Here is a 24,951-nt window from a genome sequence, read left to right as displayed (position 1 = left end):
AGATAAAAATATAGAATTTATTAGATATAATGAGTGCTTACTAAGAATAAGGATAATTTATGATTTCAGCAGCGATTGTCGGTGGTACAGGTTACACAGGTATTGAGCTTATTCGCTTACTATCTGCTCACCCTGAAGTGTCTATTGATTTGCTAACCTCGCGTAGCGAAGCTGGCACTCGCGCTGATGAAATCTTCCCAAGCTTACGCGGTATCTCAGATATTGTTTTCAGTGACTTAGGTGACAATACGCTTGCTGCATTGCAAAAATGTGATGTTGTATTTTTTGCGACTCCGCATGGTGTTGCGATGAAGCAAGCAGAAGCGCTGACCCAAGCTGGCGTAAAAGTCATCGATTTGGCAGCTGATTTTCGCCTGCAATCATTGACGGAGTTTGAGCACTGGTACAAACAATCTCATGCTTGTCCTGATCTGTTGAAGACAGCAGTTTACGGTTTGCCTGAAATCAATCGTGATAAGCTTGCCAGCGCTTTATTGGTCGGTAACCCTGGCTGCTATCCGACTACTGCGATTTTGGGTTTAAAACCTGTTATCGAAGCACAAAATGAGCAAGCAGAAAGACTGGTTGAATCTCGCATTGTCATTGACGCCAAATCTGGTGTATCAGGTGCTGGTCGGCAAGCGTCACTGGCACTTAATTATGCGGAAACAACGGATAATTTTAAAGCCTATAGCGTTGAAGGTCATCGCCACTTGCCGGAGATTGAGCAGGGTGTGGCGCAGTTACTAGACAGTCAGTTTACACATCGCATTCGCTTTTTACCGCACTTAGTGCCTATGATACGCGGTATGCTGAGCTCAATTCACATGGAGCTGACCGATGCAGGTGCGGCTATCGATTGGCAGCAAGTGTTTGAGGACAGCTATGCATCAGAAGGTTTTGTTGATGTCATGCCAAAAGGTGTTTATCCAGACACGCGCAGTGTGCGTGCTAGTAATCGTCTACGTATCGCAGTACATCAAGACAACGAGCGTGCTGAGCTGACGGTCATTGTGGTGCAAGACAATTTGGTAAAAGGTGCCGCAGGGCAGGCTGTCCAAAATATGAATGTGATGTTTGGATTTGATGAATCGATGGGACTCAATTTTGCACCTATCGTACCTTAATGCTGACTTTTTTGTCGCTAAGTCATTCATATTTATGGTACTAGGTATTGATTATAAATTCCGCTATAATAACTTGCCTTTACTCTTAAGAGATACCATCTAAATGCATGTTAAGCTTGAACGACGCTTTTTTTTAAAGTCATCACGTCTATCGTGTCAAGATTCTGTTCTATATGGTTTGGCGTGCAAAACGCATTCCGATAAAAATAGTAATGGCTTTATGAGTGATATCGGTAGCACTCAACGAGGCGCGTCTACATTAGTATTGGCTTTATTTGTAGTAGTGATATTAGTGACTGCCGTGGCTGGATTGCTATTCGGACATAAGCTGGGCTATCAGCGTGGTTTTCATTCGATGGAAACGCAAGCTCAGCAAGCGATTATCGATGGTACAGAAGCGACAAAAGCGCTAGAAGATTTGCGTCTTAGTAATAAAATCGCGACCAATCAAGCCGCGACAGCCAAGCAAGAGCTGGCCATAAGTCTCGCAAATCTAAAAGAGCTGCGTGAAAACCAGCAATCATTGACAGTAGAAAACAGGCAGGTCTCACAGCTTAATGAGATATATGCTGATGTGATTGCTGAGAAAGGTGGCATGCCGCTACAAATATTGGGCGCTAAGATTGAACCGCTGCCCGAAAATGCTTTTGAGTATGGTTTTGATATTGGTATGCTCAGTAGCGACGGTCAAGCCAAACGACTCCAGCCAACCTTGACGTTACTCAATAATGATGACCTTGTAGAAGTGCCCTTAGATCCTGCAAGCTATGCGATCGAAGGTATTGTTCGTATACGCGGTCGTTTTATGATGCCCTCAGGTTTTAAACCTTTACAAGCAAAATTGAGCTTGCAAGCAGGTGGCCAAACAGTAGAGCAATTGTACGATTGGAAGCTCGGTGATAAGGTTGATAACATGCTACCATCACTTTTAGACTTGCCAGAAGTTGATGAAAGCCCGATTGTTCCCTAGTAAATACAAGTCTTAATAAATACCAAACAGCGATGATATAGTTGAAAACAAAGCACCATGTCTATATATAGTCATAGTGCTTGATGTTTCATCGCCTGCCTAGCTAACTTCTCTTATTCCAAACTTACCTTATAATTATACTTTGATTATGATGAAAAAAATGATATTACAAGCTACGCCAACGGTTGCTGATTGGCATTTTCCAAATATGCCTGCCCATCGCGCACAGGACGGTGACACAGAAGGTGAAACGTCACCGCAAGCAGATGTGCTGGTTGCTGAGCCAGAAATTGCTAAACCGCCTATGTATGCGGTGGTTATGTATAATGACAATTACACGCCAATGGAGTTTGTCGTCTATATTTTGCAGTCAGAGTTCCGCCATAGTATGGACTCTGCGGTCGAAATTATGCTAACGATTCACAATAGTAGCAAAGGTATTGCTGGTATTTATCCCAAGGATATCGCTGAGACCAAGGCCAAAAAAGTAAATAGTCTGGCACATCGCGAGGGCTATCCACTATTAACCCAAATTGAGCCACATCAAGGCGAGTAAAAGGATAGCAAGACACTATATCTTATTCTCACATCAGCTCTCACTGCCATACCTAATCGTTTTTTGTTCTCATCCAGTCGTTATAGCAGCTCGCTCTCAAAGTGAGCTAAGCCATCTATTTTTACAGCCTCGCTTTAGATACCCATATTTGATTAAGCATGTCAGTGATTATATCGCTCTTATAGTCTTGATTTTATTGTAATATATCCTTATATACTAACTAGGCTTCTCAATAATTTTTACAACCTTTCGATCACTCGTTATTAATATCCTCGTTCATCTACTTACCTTTTATCCACATTAGCTCTTTAAGCTTCTCGTCGCTCTCACATTCTTCGTTATGTACTCGTAGTATGCTTTGATACACTTTAGTCTGCGTTAATAGATTGACTCTGTCGAAGTATCGTGTTGATATAAAGAAAAGCGACTATGAATTATCACAATCACTGCTAACTGATAGATAGATTACAGCATTCGTCACACAGTCTATGGTCCAAATGATATATCCATGATTTTTTAATTATACGAATCTTGCCCTTGAACAATCGATCTATCGCCCTGATTTACTTACTAACTCATTCATAAAACTATCAATTATAAAGATAGATATAACCGTAGGAAGTTGTTATGTTAAGTCGTCATCTTGAAGTTTCTCTACGTTTAGCAATGACGCTTGCGCGCCAAAAATCGCATGAGTATCTTACTGTTGAACATTTATTATTGGCGCTATTAGAAAATACTCACGCTGCCAATACCCTGACTGCCTGTAATGCCAATATATCGGCACTGCGTACTGAGCTTGAAGCTTATATTAATAAGCACACGCCAACTGTTGATGCAGATACAGATCAGTCACCGCAGCCAACGCAAAGTTTTGATCGCATCTTGCAACGCGCTATTTTTCATGTGCAGTCTATAGGTGGTGGTCGATTGGTAGAAGGCTCTGATATTTTGGTTTCTATGTTCTCAGAGCATGATACTTATGCCGTTTATCTGCTCAAAAAACAAGGTATTAGCCGTCTTGAGCTGACCCAATATTTATCACATGGTCAAGACAAAGAAGAGCCATCTGAGCAACGTGCTTCTATGACTGGTGAGCGCCGCAGTGCGTCTGAAAAAACCAGCAAAGATCCACTGGTTGAGTTTGCAACCAATCTAAATCAACGTGCTGCTGAAGGCGAAACAGACCCATTGATTGGACGCGCTTCTGAAATTGAACGTGCCGCTCAAGTTTTATGCCGCCGCCGCAAAAACAATCCGTTATTGGTCGGTGAGCCTGGCGTTGGTAAAACCTCTATCGCCGAAGGTTTGGCGTGGTTGATTATCAACGACAAAGCACCAAAACCTCTTAATGGTTGCGTGATTTATAGCCTTGATATTGGCTCATTGATTGCTGGAACGAAATATCGTGGTGATTTTGAAAAGCGTATGAAGTCGCTTCTTGATGCGCTGAAGAAAAAGCCAAATGCTATTCTTTTTATCGATGAGATTCATATGATCATTGGTGCAGGCTCGTCAATGAGCAGCAATATGGACGTATCTAACCTTATCAAACCTGCCTTGGCTAATGGTGAGCTGCGCTGCATTGGTTCAACGACCTTTACTGAATATCGTCAAGTGTTTGAAAAAGACCATGCACTATCGCGTCGTTTCCAAAAAATCGATGTGAAAGAACCAAGTGTGGATGATACCGTCGATATCTTGCGTGGCCTCAAGCCTCGCTACGAAGAGTTTCATAATGTGGAATACACGGATGAGGCATTAGTGACCGCTGTACAGTTATCAGCCAAGCACATACACGAGCGTTTTTTACCCGATAAAGCCATTGATGTGATCGATGAGGCAGGTGCGTACAAACGTCTGGGTGTGGTACCTGATGTCGACGATATCGAAGCTGAAGAGAGCTTTATTGCAGATTTAGAGCAAGACTTTGATGTACAGATTGATGCCGATGTCGAAGGTATCGATAGCGATGCAGACAGCGATAATGAGATGCAAGACGAAGCAGAGACGGCAAAGGCAAACGACCGTGCTCAGTCTGCCGATGGCCTAAAATCTGCTAAAACGCAAAAGCCACCGATGAAAATCGATGTCGCTGATATCGAAGCTATTATTGCTAAATTGGCGCGTATTCCACCCAAGTCTGTATCGAGTGATGACAAGAGCATTCTTGAGCACTTGGATCGCGATCTTAAGCACTTAGTGTTTGGTCAAGATGAAGCGATTGCCACGCTTGCTGATGCAATTAAGCTGTCTCGTGCCGGACTAAAAGCACCAGATAAACCGATTGGCTCGTTTATGTTTGCAGGGCCGACAGGTGTGGGTAAGACAGAGGTCTCTCGTCAGCTGGCTAATCTATTAGGCGTAGAGCTAGTACGCTTTGATATGTCAGAGTATATGGAAGCCCATACCGCATCACGTCTGATCGGTGCGCCTCCAGGCTACGTTGGTTACGATCAAGGCGGATTGTTGACTGAAAAGATCAATCAACATCCGCATTGCGTACTGCTACTTGATGAGATTGAAAAAGCGCATCCTGATGTCTTCAACTTGCTATTGCAGGTGATGGATCATGGTACATTGACGGATAACAATGGCCGTGTTGCTATCTTTAAGCAAGTCATCATTATTATGACAACCAACGTTGGTGCTGATAGTATCAGTCGCTCTTCTATGGGCTTTACTCAGCAAGATCATAGCCGCGACAACACTGAGGCGCTCAAGCGCGTCTTTACGCCAGAGTTCCGAAATCGTCTAGACGCGATTATTCAGTTCAATCCACTAGATACTTCAGTGGTTGTGTCAGTTGTCGACAAGTTCTTGGTTGAGCTACAAGTACAGCTTGATGATAAGCAAGTGACGTTAGAGATTGATGATGATGTGCGTGATTATCTGGCTGATAAAGGATACGATCGCCTTATGGGTGCACGTCCAATGCAGCGCCTCATTCAAGATGAGATCAAAAAACCATTGGCAAGTATGATTTTGTTTGGTGACTTGGTGAATGGCGGCGTTGTTCATTTGACTTTAGCCCCTAAAGCCGACAATACGCAAGACGATGATACAGTGAAGTTAGATAAATCTTCGCAAAAAGGTTCACCGGATAGTCGGATTGTTTTGACTGTGGTCGAGACTCATGAGCCACGTTCAGACTCTGAGTCAGTGGCTAGCTAAAACATTTAGTTTGAATATAAGAGTAACGGCTATCGTAACATTACGGTAGCCGTTTTTTTGTTGCTATAATTCATCAACAAAGCTCATACGGTTTTTTGTTACTATTAGCCTTTAAAATAGGCCAATCACTGAGCCATCATGTCATAACAAATATAAAAAGGATGTACTATGGAGCTGTTTGACGAGCCGACAACCAAAACACCAGAGCAAAAACAAGCCATTTTAGACAATGTCCGTCTGCCAGAGGACTGGAAGGCGGCATTAGCAGATGAGTTAACGTCCGAAAATATGGACAATCTACGCGCATTTTTGAAAGAAGCTTATCAGTCAGGGGATAGCATTTATCCGCCCGCGCCGTTGATGTTTAGTGCGCTTAATCTCACGCCTTTATCGCAAGTTAAAGTGGTGATTTTAGGTCAGGACCCTTATCATGGGCCAGGGCAGGCCATGGGATTGTCATTCTCTGTTCCTAAAGCGATTCCTAAGCCACCGTCACTCAATAATTTGCTTAAGGAGATGGCAGATGATATCGGTATTCGTCCTTCAGCGCATGGGGATCTGACCTACTGGGCAGAGCAGGGTGTTTTGTTACTCAATAGCTCTTTGACGGTCAAAGAAGGCGAGCCGAACAGTCACCAAAACAAAGGTTGGGAGCAGTTTACCGATGCAGTCATTGACGCGGTCAACGAGCAGACAGAACATACCGTATTTATTTTGTGGGGCAGTAAAGCACAAAAGAAAGGTAAGTATATCGATACCGACAAACATCTTATTTTGACCGCCGTGCATCCTTCGCCGTTGGCTGCGAACCGCGGTGGATTTTTTGGGACAAAGCCATTTTCTAAAACCAATGACTACTTGGTGCAGTATGGTCAAACGCCCATTGACTGGCAGCTACCGCAATAAATGCTAAATACTATGAATACAGGTTTAGCATCTTATTTTTTAGCGCCGAGCGAACTTGAGGGTATACCATTTGCATCCCTTATGTTTTGGACACTGCAAGATGGTAGATGGATGCAAGAAGCGCTTAGACTAGCAAGCCAAGGCGCTAAACTGGGTGAAGTGCCAGTAGGCGCTATATTGGTGCATGATCAGCAGATTATTGGTCAAGGGTTCAATCAACCGATTGGCTGCCATGATGCGACGGCACATGCTGAGGTAGTTGCGTTAAGAGAGGCCTGTCAGCGTCTACAAAATTATCGTCTGCCACTACAGACAACTTTGTACGTGACACTAGAGCCTTGTACGATGTGTATTGGCGCGCTCATTCACGCACGTGTTGATAGGCTAGTATATGCGACGAGTGAGCCACGTGCTGGCATGGTAGGCAGCCAGATGGACTTATCAATGCAGCCTTTTTATAATCATAATATCCAAGTTCATAGAGGATTATGCAGTGAGCATAGTAGTCAATTGCTAAAGACGTTTTTTCGTGAGCGTAGGCGATTAGCGAAACAGAATAAAAACAGCGTTTAATCCAAAATGATTAATAAATAAGATATCAGTTTGGGCGCTAGTGGTAGCGATGATTTTTTGCTATAATATCGCCCTATTTGGTAGCGAATTTTTTAGCCTGCTATCAAGCATTTGATATACTAGTAAATATTGCTTCATTGCTATTGCATGACAGCTATACGGGTAACAACTATTATTGAGTAAGTATTATGACCGTCTCCGTATCTGATAACGATCTACTCAATAAAAACGATAGTGTAAACCATTCAGCACGCTATCCGGTTATCTGTATCGATGGGCCTAGTGGCGCTGGTAAAGGTACGGTCACATGGCGTTTAGCTCAAGTGTTGGGCTATCAGCTATTAGACTCTGGGGCGCTATATAGAATCGTAGGACTAAAAGCATTCGAAGCTGGATTGATAACTACAGATGCCAGCCAACCAATCGATGAGTCGGCGGTCTTAGCGCTTACTAAGAGCTTAAAGATAGCTTTTGTCCCAAATAATGAGTCAGGGCGCGTAGATATCATCGTAAATGGACAAGCGGTAGGTGATCAGGTACGTAACGAGACCGTAGGCGGCTATGCGTCGCAGATCGCAGTATTTCCAGCAGTTCGTCAAGCGCTGCTTACGTTGCAACAAGATATGGCGACACGCTCAGGGCTTGTCGCTGATGGTCGTGACATGGGAACCGTTGTATTCCCAGATGCCGATGTGAAAGTATATTTGACGGCGAGCGCGGAAGCGCGTGCTGAGCGCCGCGTGACCCAGCTAGTTAACGCTGGGCAAGCAGCAGATTTTGACTCGATTTTGGCGACGATTAAAGAACGTGATGATCGTGATGAGAACCGTAGCACCGCACCATCGAAACCTGCAGCAGATGCTTTGTTACTTGATAGTTCAATGCTCGATGCTGATGCGGTTTACGAGCAAGTAAAAAGACATTGCCAAGATCAAGGGCTGTTTTTTAATAGTTAATAAAAACAACATATTAAGTACTAAAAAATTTCCTATAGTCCCTGTTTTTAATGTAGAATTGTACAGTTGGAAGTTAGTGTTTTTTTAACGATTAATTATTTATTAGGCTGGGTTGATAAAATTTTGTTTGATAGAATAAAGTAAGACAGTTGTTGTTAGTAAGTTTAAATAGGCGCTTATTAACAACAAACGTTTTTATATATGATTGCATAAGATATAAAACCAGTATTCTCGTTTTATGCAATCATAAATTTGATCCGTACTGTGCTGGACAGGATACGGCTATACAAAGGTAGACATAATGGAATCATTTGCTGAACTATTTGAAGCGAGCATCGAAGAAACAGGCCTAGATATCGAGCGTGGCTCGGTGATTAACGGTACTGTTGTGGCCATCGATAGCGATTGGATCACAGTAGATACTGGTCTGAAATCTGAAGGTATCGTCGCTCGTGAAGAGTTTTTAAGCGAAGAAGGCGAACTTGAAGTTGAAGTTGGCGATAGTGTTGATGTCGTAGTTGAAGCGGTTGATAACGGCATGGGCCAAACCTTGCTGTCACGTGAAAAAGCTAAGCGTGTTGAAACTTGGAACTTCCTTGAAAAAATCGCTGACAATGATGAGATCGTAAAAGGTATCATCTCAAGCAAAGTTAAAGGCGGTTTCACTGTAGATATCGGTTCAGTACGCGCGTTCTTACCAGGTTCATTGGTAGATGTACGTCCTATCCGTGATACGACTCATCTTGAAGGCAAAGAGCTAGAATTCAAAGTCATCAAACTTGATCAAAAGCGTAATAACGTTGTTGTTAGCCGCCGTGCAGTTATGGAAGCTGAAAACTCAGCTGAGCGCGAAGAGCTATTGAACAAGCTTGAAGAAGGCATCGAGATCGAAGGTATCGTTAAGAACCTTACTGATTACGGCGCGTTCGTTGATCTAGGTGGTATCGATGGTCTATTGCACATCACTGACATGGCATGGCGCCGTATCAAGCATCCATCTGAAGTTGTTGAAGTTGGTCAAGACCTAAAAGTTAAAGTATTGAAGTTTGACCGTGAACGCAATCGCGTAAGCCTAGGTCTAAAACAACTTGGTACTGATCCTTGGGACAACGTTAGCGGTACTTACCCAGTGGGTAGTGTGGTTAAAGCTCGCGTAACCAACTTGACTGATTATGGTTGTTTCGCGGAGATTTCTGAAGGTATCGAAGGTCTAGTACATGTATCAGAAATGGATCACACTAACAAAAACATCCACCCATCTAAAGTAGTTCAAGTGGGCGATGAAGTTGAAGTAATGATCCTTGATATCGATGAAGAACGTCGTCGTATTAGCCTAGGTATCAAACAGACTCTAGCTAACCCATGGGATGAGTTTGATAAGAAACATGAGCGCGGTGATAAAATCACTGGTACGATCAAATCAATCACTGACTTCGGTATCTTTATCGGTCTAGACGGTGGTATCGATGGTCTGGTTCATTTATCTGATATCTCTTGGAACGAAACTGGCGAAGATGCTATCCGTAACTACAACAAAGGCGACACCGTTGAAGCAATGGTATTGTCTGTAGATGCAGAAGCTAACCGTATCAGCCTGGGTGTTAAGCAGTTGAGCTCTGATCCATTCAACGAATACCTAGTCGCTAATGACCGCGGTGCTATCGTTAATGGTAAAGTGAAAGAAGTAGACGCTAAAGGCGCTACTATTGAGCTTGCTGACGAAGTTGAAGCTTATCTACGCGCTTCTGAAATTCAACGTGACCGCGTTGAAGATGCAACTAAGCATCTGTCTGTTGGTGATGACGTTGAAGCAAAAATCATCAGCGTTGATCGTAAAACACGCAACATCAACTTGTCTATCAAAGCGAAAGACGAAGCTGAAGAGCGTCAAGCGATTAAAGATCTTGGTAGCACGAACACAACTGCCGCTGCAGGTTCTGATGCACAGCCAAAAACGATTGGTGATTTGATCAAAGAGCAAATGCAGTAAGTTGTAAGTTATTGATATAAAAGTAATATAAAAAAAGCGACTTCGGTCGCTTTTTTTTATGATTAAGTTTTGATATTTGTATTAATAGGTAAGGTTTTTGGCTAAATAAAGAAACTCTTATTCCTATTTTCCTCAATATCCGCTATCATTTGCAACATTGAGTAACGAGATGTGAGCGACAGTGTATTTAGAGTTGCGATATGACTCGTGCAAATAGACTATTCTGATATGAGCTATTATTGATTTAGCTATTAGAGTTTCTATTGATAATACTGTTTTGACTTATTATCAGTTTATCCATCAATCAACAAGGCAAGCGTAATAATGCAGCAAGCGATTAACAAATCCGAATTTATCAGTAATTTGAGTGCGAATTGTGACAACATGGCAGATACCATCGTTGATGACGCCGTTCGCGAAATATTAAATTTGATGACCCATACTTTAGCCAATGATGGCCGAGTCGAGGTTCGTGGGTTTGGCAGTTTTTGTCTACATCATCGCCGCGCTCGTGTCGGACGCAATCCTAAAACGGGGGAGAGCGTACCAGTTCCTGCCAAAGCGATTCCACACTTTAAGCCAGGTAAAGCATTACGTGAAGCAGTCAATGATAAAGTAGCACACAGCTAATATTCATTAATGATTGACTGACCAAAAACTATCATTCCAACCTGAGGTAACTGTCTCATGCGCTTTTTATTATTCGTATTGCTGTTTTTGAGCTTTGCTTACTCGCTTGGTCTGGTATTAGCAAATAATACCGAGGTCGGGGTCAATTTACTGTTTTCGCAAGCACCTACAATGAATTTGGGGCTACTGCTCATTCTATGTCTAATACTTGGCATCATTATTGGTATTCTATTATCATTGCTTATATTCCGTGTACTACAGAATAAGTGGGAAATCTCACGTTTGCAAAAGGCAAATGCAAATCTACAAGAGCAATTGAATCAAGCCAATGTGGTGATTGACCGTCAGGCCAGTGCGCCAACCGTAGATGAGGCTGTCTATGGTAGATCGATTGATATGCAAGACAATACAGACACACATATAAATGAAGGTGGTACGTTGTCTAAGCGCAAGCGAGATTAAATTGCTCGGCCATAGAAATGGTTGTTGATTTTGAAAATACAGTGCTCTAATAATTCTGATATGTGGCAAAACCATGAATAATATGATTAACTCTCCAGTCATTGTTGCTTTAGACAATATGACTTTGCAAGCTTCCTTGGCCTTAGCGGATCAATTGGATCCAGCGTTATGCCGGCTCAAAGTAGGTAAAGAGCTATTTACACGCTGTGGTCCCGATATTGTAAAGGCACTGCATCAGCGTAACTTTGAGGTATTCTTAGACCTGAAGTTTCACGATATTCCTAACACTACTGCTCAAGCGGTACTAGCTGCTGCCGAGCTTGGTGTATGGATGGTCAATGTTCATGCTAGTGCAGGTCTAGAGGCTATGTCCTTGGCAAAACAACGTTTGCTAGATAATAACCTTGATACATTACTCATTGCAGTGACTGTATTGACCTCTATGGACAGCGAAGTATTACTGCAAACGGGCATTACTGATCGCTTAGATGCTCAGGTGAGCCGACTGGCACAGCTGACTAAGCAGGCTGGGCTAGATGGGGTAGTGTGCTCTGCTCAAGAAGCGAAAACGCTCAAAGCCTTATGCGGTCAAGATTTTAAATTGGTCACGCCAGGCATTCGACTAGCAGACGACAATACCGACGATCAAAAGCGCATCTGTACGCCAAGTCAAGCATTGTTAGATGGTTCTGATTATTTGGTGATTGGACGCTCAATTACTCAGGCTATAGACCCTGCGGCTAAATTGCAGACAATACTGCAAAGTATTTAAGTTTTGATATCAGTAAAGCAAAAAGACAGCCTAAATCGCTGTCTTTTTACTTTTTGATGGTAAAGAAAGAGCTGATACACTGCTTTAGCGCTTGCTGACGCTTACGGCTCAAATTATTGATCATGACACTATTGGACGATACTGAATTATATGAAATTACAAATACTAAGTGACTTACATATTGATAGTTATGCACGCCAGTCACACCCTATTGGGCATATTCCTAAAACTGACGCAGATATCGTGTTAGTAGCGGGAGACACCGCCAACAGCGATAGAGGGATGCCGTGGTTACAAGAGCAGGCAGCACGCTTACAAGTTCCTCTGATCACGATCTCAGGTAATCACGAATATTTTGACGAAGATGTGCTAAGTTTTGACCAAAATTTGGCGACTTGGGACAATTATGATGCTGCCTCTAACAAAGGGGTTTGTGTCTTACAGTGCCAGCATATTGATATCGGTGATACACGAATTTTAGGTTGCACACTGTGGACGGATTATCAGTATCATGCCAATGAAGATACTATGGCTGCTGCTAGGCATTTTATGCGTGATTATAAGCAGATATATGCAGGTAAAGAGATGTTTTCACCTGAAGTTTCCATGCAAATTCACTCAGAGCATCGTCAGTGGTTGCAGCAAGCACTAATCACTGCCAAAGCACTGGGCAAAAAAACGGTCGTCATGAGCCATCATAGTGTCAGTGCATTGTCTGTGTCTGAAAAATATGCCAATTTACCAAGTAATGCTGCGTTTGTTAGTGATTTGTCTGGGTGGATGCATGAGGACTGGGCACCGACTTTGTGGGTGCATGGTCATACCCATGAAGCATTCGATTACCGGATAGGTAATACGCGAGTGATTGTCAATCCTAGGGCTTACCCTAATGAGATTAGCAGTACGGCGTTGGCATTTGCGTGGGATAAAGTCGTTGATATTGGTTAGCCAAGATTTTGCGCATGTAAGTAATAGTGATTGCTATCTGTTACAGCGTACCATGCTCAAAAGTTAGACATCCCATTTAACATATAACAGGATATTTACAAGATATATTGCAACTGGATTTGTATGTTGTTCATTCCTGTCAAAAAATCTGCTACGCTTGCTACTATGAGTAAATATCTTAATAGCACCTTATCAAAAGTCTCTGCTGACAAGCTTGCGAGTCACACACCAAGTGCGCCTGCGCCTTCACATCTGCCAGATAGTATGATTTCTTCGGTCAGACTATTACCTGAAAATGAGCGGCTGATTTTATTTACCAGACACTCTTTGCGTGAGCGTTCTGACGGCAATGGTTTTGCCAGCTATCAGTTGCCGCTGACGCCTAAAGGCCGCGTACTAGCTAAGTCTTGGGGTCGTTGGTTAGCAGGTCACCTCCCATACTCACTCAATGTTGATAGCATCTCAAGCCCCATTAAACGCTGTATTGATACGGCGCAGCTCATGCAGGAAGGAGCAGGTCTAAAGCGTGATATTACGTATCAGTCACTGCTGGTTGAGCCTGGTAGCCTCGTTACTGAACCTGAAATAGCGAACCCAATATTTAAAGAGATTGGTGTACTCAATTTTATCAATCGCTTTTTGCAAGGCAATCTTGAAGGCACCAAAAATGCTTATCAAGGTGGCCTTGATATTCTCTCGCTCTTTTATCAAAACCAGCCGCAGCATGGGCATCTAATGCTGGCTGTCAGTCATGATACTTTGTTGTCTGCATTCTTAGCCGTGATGTTCGATGTGGAAGAGATCGATTGGAATGATTGGCCAAAAATGATGGAAGGGGTGTTTTTGTGGTTTGATGATAAACCTTTTGATCAGGCAAATGCGCATTTTATCTGGCGTGGTCAAGTATATACACGTCCGATTAGTTCATTGTTGAATGGGTATCGTGCAGCAGGGTATCACCCAAGTAAACTGCTATTACCACCAGGGGTGCAATGGACATAAGATTTCATCAAAAAATGGTAATGACGTTCCACTAGATATATATCGAGTAGGCATAAAAAAACCTTGCCCCAGTATCAGAACCAGTAGCAAGGTTTTAGTCATGACGCTATAAAAGCGTCATGCGGTCTAGACAATACAAATCTTAAGCTTGTAGGCCTTTGATTGTTTTGTTTAGGCGGCTCTTACGACGAGCAGCTTTATTCTTATGAATAATACCTTTGTCAGCCATACGATCAATAACTGGTACCGCTTTTTTGTAAGCTTCGGTAGCCGCGTCATAATCTTTAGCTTCGATAGCCGCATCAACACGTTTTAAGTAAGTACGAACCATAGAGCGTTGTGACGCAGAGTTCTGACGACGTTTGGTGTTTTGACGGGCGCGTTTACGAGCTTGTGCAGTATTAGCCACGCGTATCTCCTTGATAAAGACAGATAAAAATATGAATGTTGATTGCAATAATGGGTTTAACAATCATCGGTGACGAGCAGCCTCTCGCCAAACATGATGTCGATGTCTAATATTAAAGTATCTAATACAAATAGATCATCGCAAGCGCCAGAACTGTTTGGAATAATTAAACAGCGTTGACGTGTAAAGCCGGTTATATTAGCAAATTATTGCACTAAGGACAATATATTTGATGATTAATGCGCAAAGAAGTACTGTAAACTCATGAATTTTGGTTTATTAAGGTATCTAAATCAATAGCAGACATCAATAGGCGCAACTGATTGATAAAATCTCTTACAATATATCATACATAATAGCGTCAGTTATTCATGAATTTAGGTATGATATCCTAATGGTAGGCTTTGATATAGGTTACTTTTCATCAATATAGAACCTCTAACGTTATATAAGTGGATAGGGTATGCAGCGAAAAGCAATTGTGATTGGCGCAACAGGATTGGTAGGGCAGCATTTGGTAAAACAGCTGAGTGAGCTCTATGATACATTGATTGTGATCGCTCGGCGCCCGCCACGCTATATTAATGCCAGCATGCGTTTTTATCAGGTTAATGACTTTGATAACCTCTCTGAAGTGTTTGCGAGCGTTGGTGCGGATCGAACGACAGATGCCTTTAGTTGTCTTGGCACTACCAAAAAACAAGCGGGCAGTGATGAGGCTTTTCGAAAGATAGACCATGATTACAATTTTAACTTTGCTAAGCTATGCCGTGATAAAGGGGTAGAAAACTTTTTTCTACTTTCATCCATGAATGCCGATATTGACAGCCGCTTTTTGTACAATCGAGTCAAGGCAGAGACTGAGCAATCTATTACGGCATTAGGCTTTGGTCAACTGGTGATATTTCGACCGTCGTTATTACTAGGCAAGCATAAAGGGCGTCCACTCGAGAGCATTGGGCAAAAAGCTTTTAAGCTTATCTCGCCTTTAGTCTCAGAGTCACTCTCATTACATCCTATCTCGGCTAAGCGCGTCGCTAGTGCAATGGCGATGAGTGCTCATGACATTTATCATCGTCGTAAATACCGTACAGAACCCCAGATTGAACATACAGAGATCATTGAAAATAAGAAAATGCTTGCAATGACTCGCGTGAAAAAATAAAGCATTATTTTTGAGTCAAGACTACAGCCAAGTATGACCATGTATTACAAGATCAAGCAGCTTAATCACTTATAATAAGGAGTAGAAACGATGGAGATGAATAAAGAGAACTTTGTCACATGTGATTTACTAGACGCCAATCCTGAGTCGCAAGTATGTCTACCAAATATTGAAGGTAAGGCATTTCGTCGTTTTGGCGCAAAAGATAAATTCTGCGGTGAAATCGTGACGGTGAAGTGCTTTGAAGACAATAGCCGCGTCAAATCACTATTGAATAGTGATGGCAAAGACAAAGCTGGCAATGGTAAGGTGTTGGTCGTCGATGGTGGCGGCTCTATGCGCTGTGCCTTGCTCGGCGATATGATTGCACAGTCGGCCATCGACAATGGCTGGGCGGGTGTTATCGTATATGGCTGTGTCCGAGATGTTGATGACATAGCAGCGATGGATCTTGGTGTGATGGCACTTGGTTGCATCCCGCGCAAATCAACTCGCCGTGATGAAGGTCAAACGGATATCGAAATCCGCTTTGGTGATTTGACATTGAACTCGGGAATGTTTGTCTATGCTGACAACAATGGCATTATCGCTAGTGATAAACCGTTAATTTGAACTTGGTTTAACCAGTGTGAATGAGAACCTCAGCTTATCAGTTGGGGTTTTTTATGTGATGATAGTTAAAGCTTAATAATCGTTATCAATCCTCGATCATGAATGAGTGAACTTTTACGTGACAAACCGTTACGGCATAAGTTTTGGTAATTGCTCAAATATTCGTATAATAGCTTTCTGACTCCTTAACTGTGATCCTATTCTTTATGCCTATCACTGCTTTGACTGACGCGTTTGATCCTATTAACCAGCAGTTGTTCCCCATCCAAAATGCCGAGCGGCGTTGGCTTGCGCCTGTCCATGGTGCTGTTAGCAGTTTGTGGCTGGCAAGCTTGTTTCAAACGCCTATGTGGAATGTTGCCAAGCGCCTAAAGGTCGTAGTGGCACGTGACCAAAATCAGCTCAATCAGATAGAGACCGAGCTGGCATTTTGCGGTGTGGATGCCTACGTGTTTCCTGACTGGGAGACACTGACATATGATGAGCTGTCTCCGCATCAAGACATCGTTAGTGAACGCATCAATCTATTGACAGATATGCCGAGATCAGGCGTGCTACTCATCTCAATACAGACATTGATGCAACGCGTCGCACCGCCCAGTTGGTTGATCGGACAGCATTTTGATTTGAGCGTTGGTGATCGATTCGATATCAATACGCAACGTGGGCTTTTGGCAAAGGCGGGTTATAGAGCGGTTGATAATGTCTTTGAGCCCGGTGAGTTCGCTGTACGTGGCAGCATTATCGATATCTTTGCTATGGGTCAGCCTTTTCCGCTGCGTTTAGACTTATTTGACGATGAAATTGAGACAATTCGTTTTTTTCATCCGCAAACCCAGCGCACGTTGACCGCTGATGATCTCAAGGCGATGTTGACAGGCAATGATACCAGCATGGGCAAAGAGTCACTGTCGCTGCTGCACAAATTGCCAGATATCTCTAAACCTATCGAACAGTTCCAAATATTACCAGCAAAGGAGTTTCCGCTGGATGAAGGGCGAGAGACATTTCGCACGAATTTTGCGGCGATGTTCCCTAATGCCAGTAGCCGCAAGTCTGAGTTGCATAAAGATGTAATGGCAGGTATCGCGAGTAGCGGACTGGAGTATTATCAGCCACTATTTTTTGACTTAAAAGATTGGCAAGAAGAAAGTACATTGTTTTCTTATTTGCCAAGCGATGCGTTGTTTATCACAGATGAGCTGATTAACGAAAAACAGGCAGATTATTGGTCACAAATCCAGCGCCGCTATGAAGAACGTCGACATGATATTGATAAGCCTATCGTCGAACCTGCGCTCTTATACTTATTATCCAACGCGCTTAATGAACAACTAAATCACTATCCACGAGTGATACTAAGCGCACGCGATGAGCTGGCTACAATGAATGACGTTGTAGCAAAAGAAGGTAAAGATTCATCTCAGCCGCAACTGCCATTAACGCCTACTAAGCAGCAAGGCTTGGTGACATTAAGCGCCGAAGAACCGCCAGAGCTGGCAGTCAATCATCAGAAGTCTGAGCCATTAACTGAATTGCTCGACTTTTTAAACGTTCAACAACAAACAGCAACGCCTGTACTAATTGTTGCAGAAACCGCAGGTCGCCGTGAAATTCTCATTGAGCTGTTTAAGGGTAAGATTGATATCAAAGCATATGATAGCTTTGAAGCGTTTTTAGCAGCAGATAAGACGAGCGCTATGAATAATGCTCGACTACCACATGTCGGTCTGACTGTGGCACCGATTGAGCGCGGCGTATACGTGCCTGAGCGTTTGGTGTTGATTAGTGAGACGCAGCTGTTTGGTCGTCAAGTCTTACAGACGCGTCGTCGTCGCCAAAGCGGTGTATCAGAAGAGTTCTTGGTTAAGAGCGTCACTGAGATAACAGATGGCAGCCCAGTCGTTCATATCGAGCATGGTATTGGTCGTTATAACGGTCTAATCACGCTAGATGTGGGCGATGGTGAGCAAGAGTTCATTCATTTAAAATATGACGATGATGCCAGTATCTATGTGCCAGTCGCCAATCTACAAATGATCAGTCGCTATAGTGGCGGCGATCCAGCGTTAGCGCCATTACATAAGATCGGCAGTGGCAAATGGGATAGAGCCAAGCAAAAGGCCTTGGAGCAAATTCACGATGTTGCCGCAGAGCTGCTCAATATGCAAGCGCGTCGTGAGGCCAAAGTTGGTATTCATTTTAAAATAGATCCGTCACAATACGAGCTGTTTGCCAGTCAGTTTGCGTTTGAAGAGACCGCTGACCAAGCCAATGCCATTCATGCGGTTATGGAAGATATGAGACAAAACCAGCCAATGGATCGCCTTATTTGCGGTGATGTTGGCTTTGGTAAAACAGAAGTAGCGATGCGAGCGGCCTTTATTGCCGTCAGTGCTGGCTATCAAGTTGCTGTATTAGTGCCCACCACATTGCTCGCAGGACAGCACGAAGACAATTTCCGCGATCGATTTGCTGATTGGCCAGTGCGTATTGAGAGCCTGTCTCGCTTTGGTGGTAAAAAGCATCAAGACATGGTCTTGACGGACTTGGCTGATGGCAAAGTCGATATCGTGATCGGTACTCATAAACTATTGCAGCCTGACGTAAAGTTTGCAAACCTTGGGCTAATGATTGTCGATGAGGAGCACCGTTTTGGGGTGCGTCATAAGGAACGTATCAAGGCGATTCAGACAGATGTAGACAGTATGTCTATGACCGCGACGCCTATCCCTAGAACGCTTAATATGGCGCTCTCAGGCATGCGTGATATGTCAATCATTGCCACACCGCCTGCACGCCGGTTGGCTATTAAAACCTTTGTCATGCAAAAGACAGATGCCTTGATGAAAGAAGCTATCTTGCGTGAGCTGTTGCGCGGCGGGCAGGTTTATCTGCTCCACAATGATGTGGCTAGTATTGAGCGTATGGCAGAGACCATTCGTGACCTCGTACCAGAAGCGCGAGTAGGGGTCGCCCATGGGCAGATGCAAGAGCGTCAGCTTGAGCAAATCATGCAGCAGTTTTATCATAAAAAATTCAACGTGTTGGTGTGCTCTACTATTATTGAGACAGGTATCGACGTACCAAATGCCAATACTATTATCATTGAGCGTGCGGATAAGTTTGGTCTGGCGCAACTGCATCAGCTACGAGGCCGAGTAGGTCGAAGTCATCATCAGGCATATTGTTACCTATTGGTGCCTTCTCTCAAAGGTCTCAAAGGCGATGCCAAGCGTCGTCTACATGCAATTGAACGCGCCAATACACTCGGCGCAGGTTTTATGCTGGCGAGTGAAGATCTAGAGATTCGCGGTGCAGGTGAGATACTGGGTAAGCAGCAAAGTGGTAATATGCAGGCGATTGGCTTTAGCTTATATATGGATATGCTGGAGCGTGCAACTAAGGCGATTAAGGCCGGTAAAGAGCCTGACTTGAATACGCCACTATCGCTAACCAGTGAGATTAACTTGCATAGCTCTGCTCTTATTCCAGAAGACTATCTACATGACGTACATCAGCGCCTATTGTTTTACAAACGTATAAGCAATACAGATGATAAAGAAGCGTTGACGGATATTCGTACCGAAATGATAGACCGTTTCGGTGCATTGCCAGACCAGACCAAGCAGCTATTTGCCATTCATGGACTGCGCTTGCAAGCAGAACCGCTGAAGATCAACAAAATCGATGCCAATAGCAGTAGTATGACGTTGGAGTTTGCACCAGATACCCCCGTCGATGCCTTGGCGATTATTAAGCTGATTCAGTCAGATGGGCAGCATTATCGTATGAATGGGGCATCTGGTATTCGTTATCAACATAGCGAGAAGTTGGCAACGCCTCAACAGCGAGTCTCTGTTATCCAAGATCTTTTACGTTATTTTAGTGAGCATATGGTGACAGAAGCTGCCTAGATTCAATCGGTGAAAGCTATCATCGGGGTTGCTAAGACAATCAACACAAATGCAATAGTGTATGGTGCTATTTTATCGCAGGGATAACTGATAAAATAACCGGATTGCTTCTTCTTCGATATTTTTTACGTACTTTTATTTGCATTAAACAACAAGAGAACCGTCATTATGTTCCAACTTCATCATAAACTTGCTGCTGATAGTTTCTTAGTGGGTGATTTTCCATTATCTACTTGTCGTTTGATCAATGACTGTCAATTCCCTTGGCTGATATTAGTACCGCGCGTATCGGGTATCAAAGAGCTTTATGAGTTGTCTGAGGCAGACCAAACGCAGTTCTTGCGTGAGTCAAGCTGGTTATCGAGTCAGCTAGCCAAAACCTTTCAAGCAGATAAAATGAATGTGGCCGCGCTTGGTAATCAAGTCCCGCAGCTTCATTTTCATCATATTGTTCGTTATCAAAATGATATGCAATGGCCAAATCCAGTATGGGGAGTTCCTGCGGTTCCTTATACCAAAGAAGTCTTGGCACAAATGCAGCAGACGTTAATGATGGCGCTACGTGGTCATCATCAAATGCCTTTTGATTGGCAGATGTAATCCGTTTTTAACTTTGAATTGCTTTACCTCATCTATAAAGCATTATTTATGAAGAATCTTTCATAAACTATTGCGACAGAAAAAAGCCAGATACTCGTCATATCTGGCTTTTTTCTGTAATAATCAAACATTGTCAGTTGTTTATCCAGAAAATTTATGACCTAGATAAATGATAAATGGTATTTTTTTAGCTACCACTGACCTAGGGTTCACCTGATTTAAAAAGTATAATATATTTTTGTAATAACTTATCATTAAGATAACTGATTTGCGTGTACTATTCTTATATATCTTTATCTCTCTGATAGCCTATCTTACTTAAGTGAAATCTAATATGCTTTTTACAGAGACATTAAAGCCAAAGCTGTCGTCAAAGGGTAGTGGAATCTGTCAATTCGACTATCCGGAAGTCTTTGTTTTAATACTCACTGTCATATTACTCGCCCTGCATTATGATTTTCGTCCCACTTCAATGGCATTATTGGTTGTCATTCTCCTACCCAGTTTGCTGATTCTGATTTATAACTACCGACGCGAAGCCAGTCTTTGGACGTCTAATATGGTCGTTATTTTATTTGCGGTCGTCATTGGGTCAATACAGTTTTGTACGGTGATATCGCTCAGTTTGGTAGCCTTAATCGGCGTACGTATGATTGTTAGTGGGGTTGATAACGCTCTAAGATTATTTACTGTAGCATTGGTGACATCTATTGTCTTTTATTATGTCAGTACAATACTAGACAACGAAGGGTTGAACTGTGATGAAGGCTGGGTACCGCCCACCGTATTGTTAGCAAGCATGATAGTTATTTTGTATCAGTTTCGCAGTACTTATCAAGAGTATATCGGCTATAAAGAAAGTGCCTCTAAAGCAGGAGGACGGTTGAGTACCATGGTGTCGGTCATCAATAAGTTGACTCGCTTTGTACCACCGCAAATTTGGGAACCAATTGTTAGATCTAATAGCCCTGTTAGTGTGTCGAATAAACGTGCTAAGCTGACTATTATGTTTTCAGATATTGTGGGCTTTACCGATCTGTCTGATAGTCTGAGCGCTGACAACTTAGCTGATATTTTGAACACTTATATGCATTGCATGACGTTGATTGCTGACAGACATGGTGCTGTACTTGATAAATTTATTGGTGATGGCATGGTGTGCTTTTTTGGTGAGCCCGCCAGTAATGGCCCACGCCAAGATGCTCTTGATTGCGTGGCAATGGCGATAGATATGCGCCGCGAGATGCGTACATTGCGTCAAAAATGGCGGCTGATGGGGTTTGAGGGGTTGTATATACGTATTGGTATCACAACTGGTTATTGCCACGTGGGTAATTTTGGTAGCAATAATCGTCTTAGTTATACACTGATTGGTAAAGAGGCTAATCTAGCGTCAAGACTCGAATCGAATGCTGGCAAAGATGAGATATTGGTCAGTGAAAGCACTTATGATTATGTTTGCCATAACTATGAGTGTCAACATGTTGGAGCGCTTCAGCTAAAAGGCTTTGATGACAAGGTAAATGCATGGCAAGTACTTGACCCTGATGCTAATAAAGGTCATTTGTCTAAATGGGTAGATCACACCTTGCCAGGGTTTAACTTGCATCTAAATTTTAAAGACATGAAAGACAATGACTATCAAGATATCAGGAGTCGTCTAAACTTTGCGCTTGAGCGTATCGAACAAGAAGAAGAAAAATTGGCACAGAACATCGCTGAAAAAAGCAAACGTCATAGTGCTAACAAAAAGTCATGATTTGGGAAGTCATATCGTGAAATATTGAGTATAAAAAAACCAGCTATTATATTTTAATAGCTGGCTTTTTTGTAACTTATAAGTAGTTTGTACTGATCATATTAATGATTTTCTTTTGCATGATTCAATGTGTATTTTGGAACCTCGATGGTTAGATCTTCATCATCAAGCATGACCTGACAAGACAGACGTGAGTCAGGCTCTAAGCCCCAAGCACGATCAAGTAGATCAGCTTCTACATCATCCATCTCATCTAGACTATTGAACCCTTTGCGTACGACAACGTGACAAGTAGTACAAGCTTTTGACATCTCACAGGCATGCTCGATTTTGATGCCTTTTTCTAACAACGCTTTGCACAAATTCTGACCAGCTTGTAGCTCAACTTCTGCGCCCTCTGGGCAGATTTCGTGATGGGGTAGTACGGTAACTTTTGGCATAAATTATTTGTCCAATGCTAATCAATCTAAAAAATAAGATAAAGTAGCTTAGTATCATAACTAAGCTATCATTTTGAGTATGGATTTTACCAATCTTGTGCGTTGGTACCTGCCATGCTGGTTTTAACGCTTTGATTCATAATGCGAGCAGCAAAGGCATCACTATGCGGCTTAAGCTGTGCTTGCTGTGCTTCGATAAGTGCCAAGTCATTAGTGCTAAGAGCAGAACGCAGGGCTTGTATGTGCTCCGCTAAAGTGTGCTGCTCATCAGAAGAAAGCAGTGCTGAAAACTCATTGAGTGCAGATTCTAGAGCCAACACTTCACGCTCGGCTTCTACTTTTGTTTCGATTAAAGAGCGTGCGTTTTTATCTTCCTCTGCATGTTTAAATCCGGCAACAAGCAACTGCTCTTTTTGCTCATCAGACAAACCATAAGAAGGCACGATCTCGATCTTGCTTTCTGTCTTGGTCGTGGTTTCTTGTGCACTAACAGTCAGCTGACCATTGGCATCGATGCTAAAGGTGACCTCGATACGAGCAAACCCAGCTTTCATTGGCGGAATACCGTACAGCTCAAAGCGGCCGAGTGAGCGACAGTTTTCTACTGTTTCGCGCTCACCTTGTACCACATGAATCACCATGCCTGTTTGACCATCTTGATAGGTGGTAAACACTTGACGTTTTTTGACAGGGATAGGCGTATTGCGTGAGATGAGTACTTCAACCAAACCACCCATGGTCTCAAGACCTAATGATAATGGTGTCACGTCTAACAACAATAAATTATTGTCACTATCGCCATTCACCAATTGGTGAGCAGTCTGGGCAGCGCCTAAGGCAACAACCTCATCTGGATTCAGACGGCAAAGAGGCTGCTTGGCAAAAAACTCAGTCACGACTTGTTGTATGGCAGGCATACGTGTTGAGCCACCGACTAAGATCACCTCGTCTAACTCTTTAGCCGTTAGCTTGGCATCACGCAGGACTTGTTCACATACGCTTAACGTGCGACGACTAACAGGCTCTACGATAGTAAGGATGTCTTCACGGCGCAATACATCTTGGTATGACTGACCATTGACAGTGACATTGATATCCACTTGCTCAGCATCAGTCAACGCTTGCTTGTAAGCTTTAGCTTCTTGTGCGAGTACTGATTTGTCATGCAGGCTTACGTCTTTTGGATCTATATTTAACTGTTTAATAATCCAGTTGGTAATCAGACGATCAATATCATCGCCGCCCAGTGCGCTATTACCGCCAGTTGCCAATACTTCAAAGACACCGTCATTCAACTTCAGAATAGATACATCAAAAGTACCGCCGCCCAAATCATAAATAAGATAGTAGTTTTCTTTATTGTTGTCTTCTGATGATTGGTCAAGACCATAAGCGACCGCCGCCGCCGTTGGTTCATTCAATAGACGAAGTACGTTGATACCAGCGGCTTGCGCAGCATCTTTAGTGGCTTGGCGCTGTGCCTCATCAAAATAAGCTGGCACGGTAATCACTGCGCCCTCGATACTGTCTGCAGGCAGTGCGCTCGCTGCACGTTGCTCAAGCGCGGCTAATATACGCGCTGATACTTCGACAGGTGACACTTCACCTTGAGCCGTGACAAATGCTGGCATAGCATCTGTATTACCAGATAGCTCATAAGGATGCGAGAATTTAATATCTGCTTGGCTACGACCCATAAAACGCTTAGCCGAGACGATCGTATTTTTGGGATCGTCTGCTAAATGCGCTAGGGCATCATAGCCGACCAATGGATTGCCTGTCGCTGGATAATAAACCACAGAAGGCAACAAGGTATCTGATGCTGCGCCTGCTTCTAAGACTTGCGCCTTGCCTGAACGTACTACAGCGACCAGTGAGCGTGTCGTACCAAGGTCAATACCTAGGCCAAAACGATGTTGATGAGGTTGAGCGCTTTGATTGGGTTCGGCAATTTGCATTAAAGACATAAGAATAACTCAGAGA

The 24,951-nt window shown here is 43.1% G+C and carries 21 protein-coding genes; 18 read left to right on the top strand and 3 right to left on the bottom strand.

Annotation, left to right across the window (positions count from 1 at the left end; all coding sequences use genetic code 11):
- Positions 1–59 precede the first annotated feature (59 nt).
- The 13 genes from argC to AS194_RS04060 all read left to right on the top strand — a co-directional run bounded on the left by argC (position 60) and on the right by AS194_RS04060 (position 14,066).
- A complete protein-coding gene (gene argC, locus AS194_RS04120; protein ID WP_058024202.1) occupies positions 60–1,127 on the top strand; it encodes an N-acetyl-gamma-glutamyl-phosphate reductase in 1,068 nt (355 codons plus the stop codon).
- Between the two features lie 220 nt (positions 1,128–1,347).
- The gene (locus AS194_RS04115) at positions 1,348–2,097 is read left to right on the top strand and encodes a hypothetical protein (protein ID WP_227511573.1); all 750 of its coding nucleotides are present in this window, start codon (positions 1,348–1,350) and stop codon (positions 2,095–2,097) included.
- Between the two features lie 160 nt (positions 2,098–2,257).
- The gene (locus AS194_RS04110) at positions 2,258–2,653 is read left to right on the top strand and encodes an ATP-dependent Clp protease adaptor ClpS (RefSeq protein WP_083328960.1); all 396 of its coding nucleotides are present in this window, start codon (positions 2,258–2,260) and stop codon (positions 2,651–2,653) included.
- 627 nt (positions 2,654–3,280) lie between these two features.
- The gene (locus tag AS194_RS04105; protein WP_058024199.1) at positions 3,281–5,827 is read left to right on the top strand and encodes an AAA family ATPase; all 2,547 of its coding nucleotides are present in this window, start codon (positions 3,281–3,283) and stop codon (positions 5,825–5,827) included.
- 168 nt (positions 5,828–5,995) lie between these two features.
- The gene (locus tag AS194_RS04100) at positions 5,996–6,733 is read left to right on the top strand and encodes a uracil-DNA glycosylase (RefSeq protein ID WP_058024198.1); all 738 of its coding nucleotides are present in this window, start codon (positions 5,996–5,998) and stop codon (positions 6,731–6,733) included.
- Between the two features lie 12 nt (positions 6,734–6,745).
- On the top strand, positions 6,746–7,306 hold the full coding sequence (gene tadA / locus AS194_RS04095) for a tRNA adenosine(34) deaminase TadA (protein WP_413771703.1): 561 nt from the start codon (positions 6,746–6,748) through the stop codon (positions 7,304–7,306).
- Between the two features lie 188 nt (positions 7,307–7,494).
- Positions 7,495–8,262 carry a (d)CMP kinase gene (gene cmk, locus AS194_RS04090; protein ID WP_058024197.1) on the top strand — a complete coding sequence of 256 codons (768 nt, stop codon included), beginning with the start codon at positions 7,495–7,497 and terminating at the stop codon, positions 8,260–8,262.
- Between the two features lie 301 nt (positions 8,263–8,563).
- Positions 8,564–10,252: a 30S ribosomal protein S1 gene (gene rpsA, locus AS194_RS04085; RefSeq protein WP_058024196.1), complete on the top strand. Its 1,689-nt coding sequence runs from the start codon at positions 8,564–8,566 to the stop codon at positions 10,250–10,252.
- Positions 10,253–10,576: 324 nt separating this feature from the next.
- Positions 10,577–10,882, top strand: a complete 306-nt coding sequence (locus AS194_RS04080) for an integration host factor subunit beta (protein WP_058024195.1) — start codon at positions 10,577–10,579, stop codon at positions 10,880–10,882.
- 57 nt (positions 10,883–10,939) lie between these two features.
- On the top strand, positions 10,940–11,344 hold the full coding sequence (locus tag AS194_RS04075; protein WP_058024194.1) for a lipopolysaccharide assembly protein LapA domain-containing protein: 405 nt from the start codon (positions 10,940–10,942) through the stop codon (positions 11,342–11,344).
- A 73-nt stretch (positions 11,345–11,417) separates the two neighbouring features.
- Positions 11,418–12,116, top strand: coding sequence for an orotidine-5'-phosphate decarboxylase (gene pyrF, locus AS194_RS04070; RefSeq protein ID WP_058024193.1), 699 nt, complete (start codon positions 11,418–11,420; stop codon positions 12,114–12,116).
- A 150-nt stretch (positions 12,117–12,266) separates the two neighbouring features.
- Positions 12,267–13,064 (top strand): metallophosphoesterase, encoded by a 798-nt coding sequence (locus tag AS194_RS04065; protein ID WP_058024192.1) that lies wholly within the window; start codon positions 12,267–12,269, stop codon positions 13,062–13,064.
- A 165-nt stretch (positions 13,065–13,229) separates the two neighbouring features.
- On the top strand, positions 13,230–14,066 hold the full coding sequence (locus AS194_RS04060; protein ID WP_058024220.1) for a histidine phosphatase family protein: 837 nt from the start codon (positions 13,230–13,232) through the stop codon (positions 14,064–14,066).
- A 142-nt stretch (positions 14,067–14,208) separates the two neighbouring features.
- Here the strand turns inward: AS194_RS04060 and rpsT are convergent, their stop codons facing one another.
- Entirely contained in the window at positions 14,209–14,475 is a 267-nt protein-coding gene (gene rpsT, locus AS194_RS04055) for a 30S ribosomal protein S20 (protein ID WP_058024191.1), read from the bottom strand.
- 463 nt (positions 14,476–14,938) lie between these two features.
- Here rpsT and AS194_RS04050 point away from each other — a divergent pair, with 463 nt between their 5' ends.
- From AS194_RS04050 to AS194_RS04030, 5 genes are all read left to right on the top strand, one after another.
- Positions 14,939–15,640 (top strand): NAD-dependent epimerase/dehydratase family protein, encoded by a 702-nt coding sequence (locus AS194_RS04050; protein ID WP_058024190.1) that lies wholly within the window; start codon positions 14,939–14,941, stop codon positions 15,638–15,640.
- Between the two features lie 96 nt (positions 15,641–15,736).
- A complete protein-coding gene (gene rraA, locus AS194_RS04045; RefSeq protein WP_058024219.1) occupies positions 15,737–16,252 on the top strand; it encodes a ribonuclease E activity regulator RraA in 516 nt (171 codons plus the stop codon).
- Positions 16,253–16,458: 206 nt separating this feature from the next.
- Positions 16,459–20,169 (top strand): transcription-repair coupling factor, encoded by a 3,711-nt coding sequence (mfd, locus tag AS194_RS04040; RefSeq protein WP_058024189.1) that lies wholly within the window; start codon positions 16,459–16,461, stop codon positions 20,167–20,169.
- A 168-nt stretch (positions 20,170–20,337) separates the two neighbouring features.
- A complete protein-coding gene (locus tag AS194_RS04035) occupies positions 20,338–20,769 on the top strand; it encodes an HIT domain-containing protein (protein ID WP_057759208.1) in 432 nt (143 codons plus the stop codon).
- Between the two features lie 472 nt (positions 20,770–21,241).
- Complete coding sequence (locus tag AS194_RS04030) at positions 21,242–22,528, top strand: adenylate/guanylate cyclase domain-containing protein (RefSeq protein ID WP_227511572.1); 1,287 nt, start codon at positions 21,242–21,244, stop codon at positions 22,526–22,528.
- A gap of 101 nt (positions 22,529–22,629) precedes the next feature.
- Here AS194_RS04030 and fdx read toward each other — a convergent pair whose 3' ends face one another.
- Positions 22,630–22,968: an ISC system 2Fe-2S type ferredoxin gene (gene fdx, locus AS194_RS04025; RefSeq protein ID WP_058024187.1), complete on the bottom strand. Its 339-nt coding sequence runs from the start codon at positions 22,966–22,968 to the stop codon at positions 22,630–22,632.
- 86 nt (positions 22,969–23,054) lie between these two features.
- Positions 23,055–24,935, bottom strand: coding sequence for a Fe-S protein assembly chaperone HscA (gene hscA, locus AS194_RS04020; RefSeq protein ID WP_058024186.1), 1,881 nt, complete (start codon positions 24,933–24,935; stop codon positions 23,055–23,057).
- Between the last annotated feature and the right edge of the window lie 16 nt (positions 24,936–24,951).

The sequence above is a fragment of the Psychrobacter piscatorii genome, from assembly GCF_001444505.1.
GTDB classification, from domain to species: domain Bacteria; phylum Pseudomonadota; class Gammaproteobacteria; order Pseudomonadales; family Moraxellaceae; genus Psychrobacter; species Psychrobacter piscatorii_B.
The sequence above is the reverse complement of the archived record's forward strand: the minus strand, read 5'-3'. Positions and strand labels throughout refer to the sequence as shown.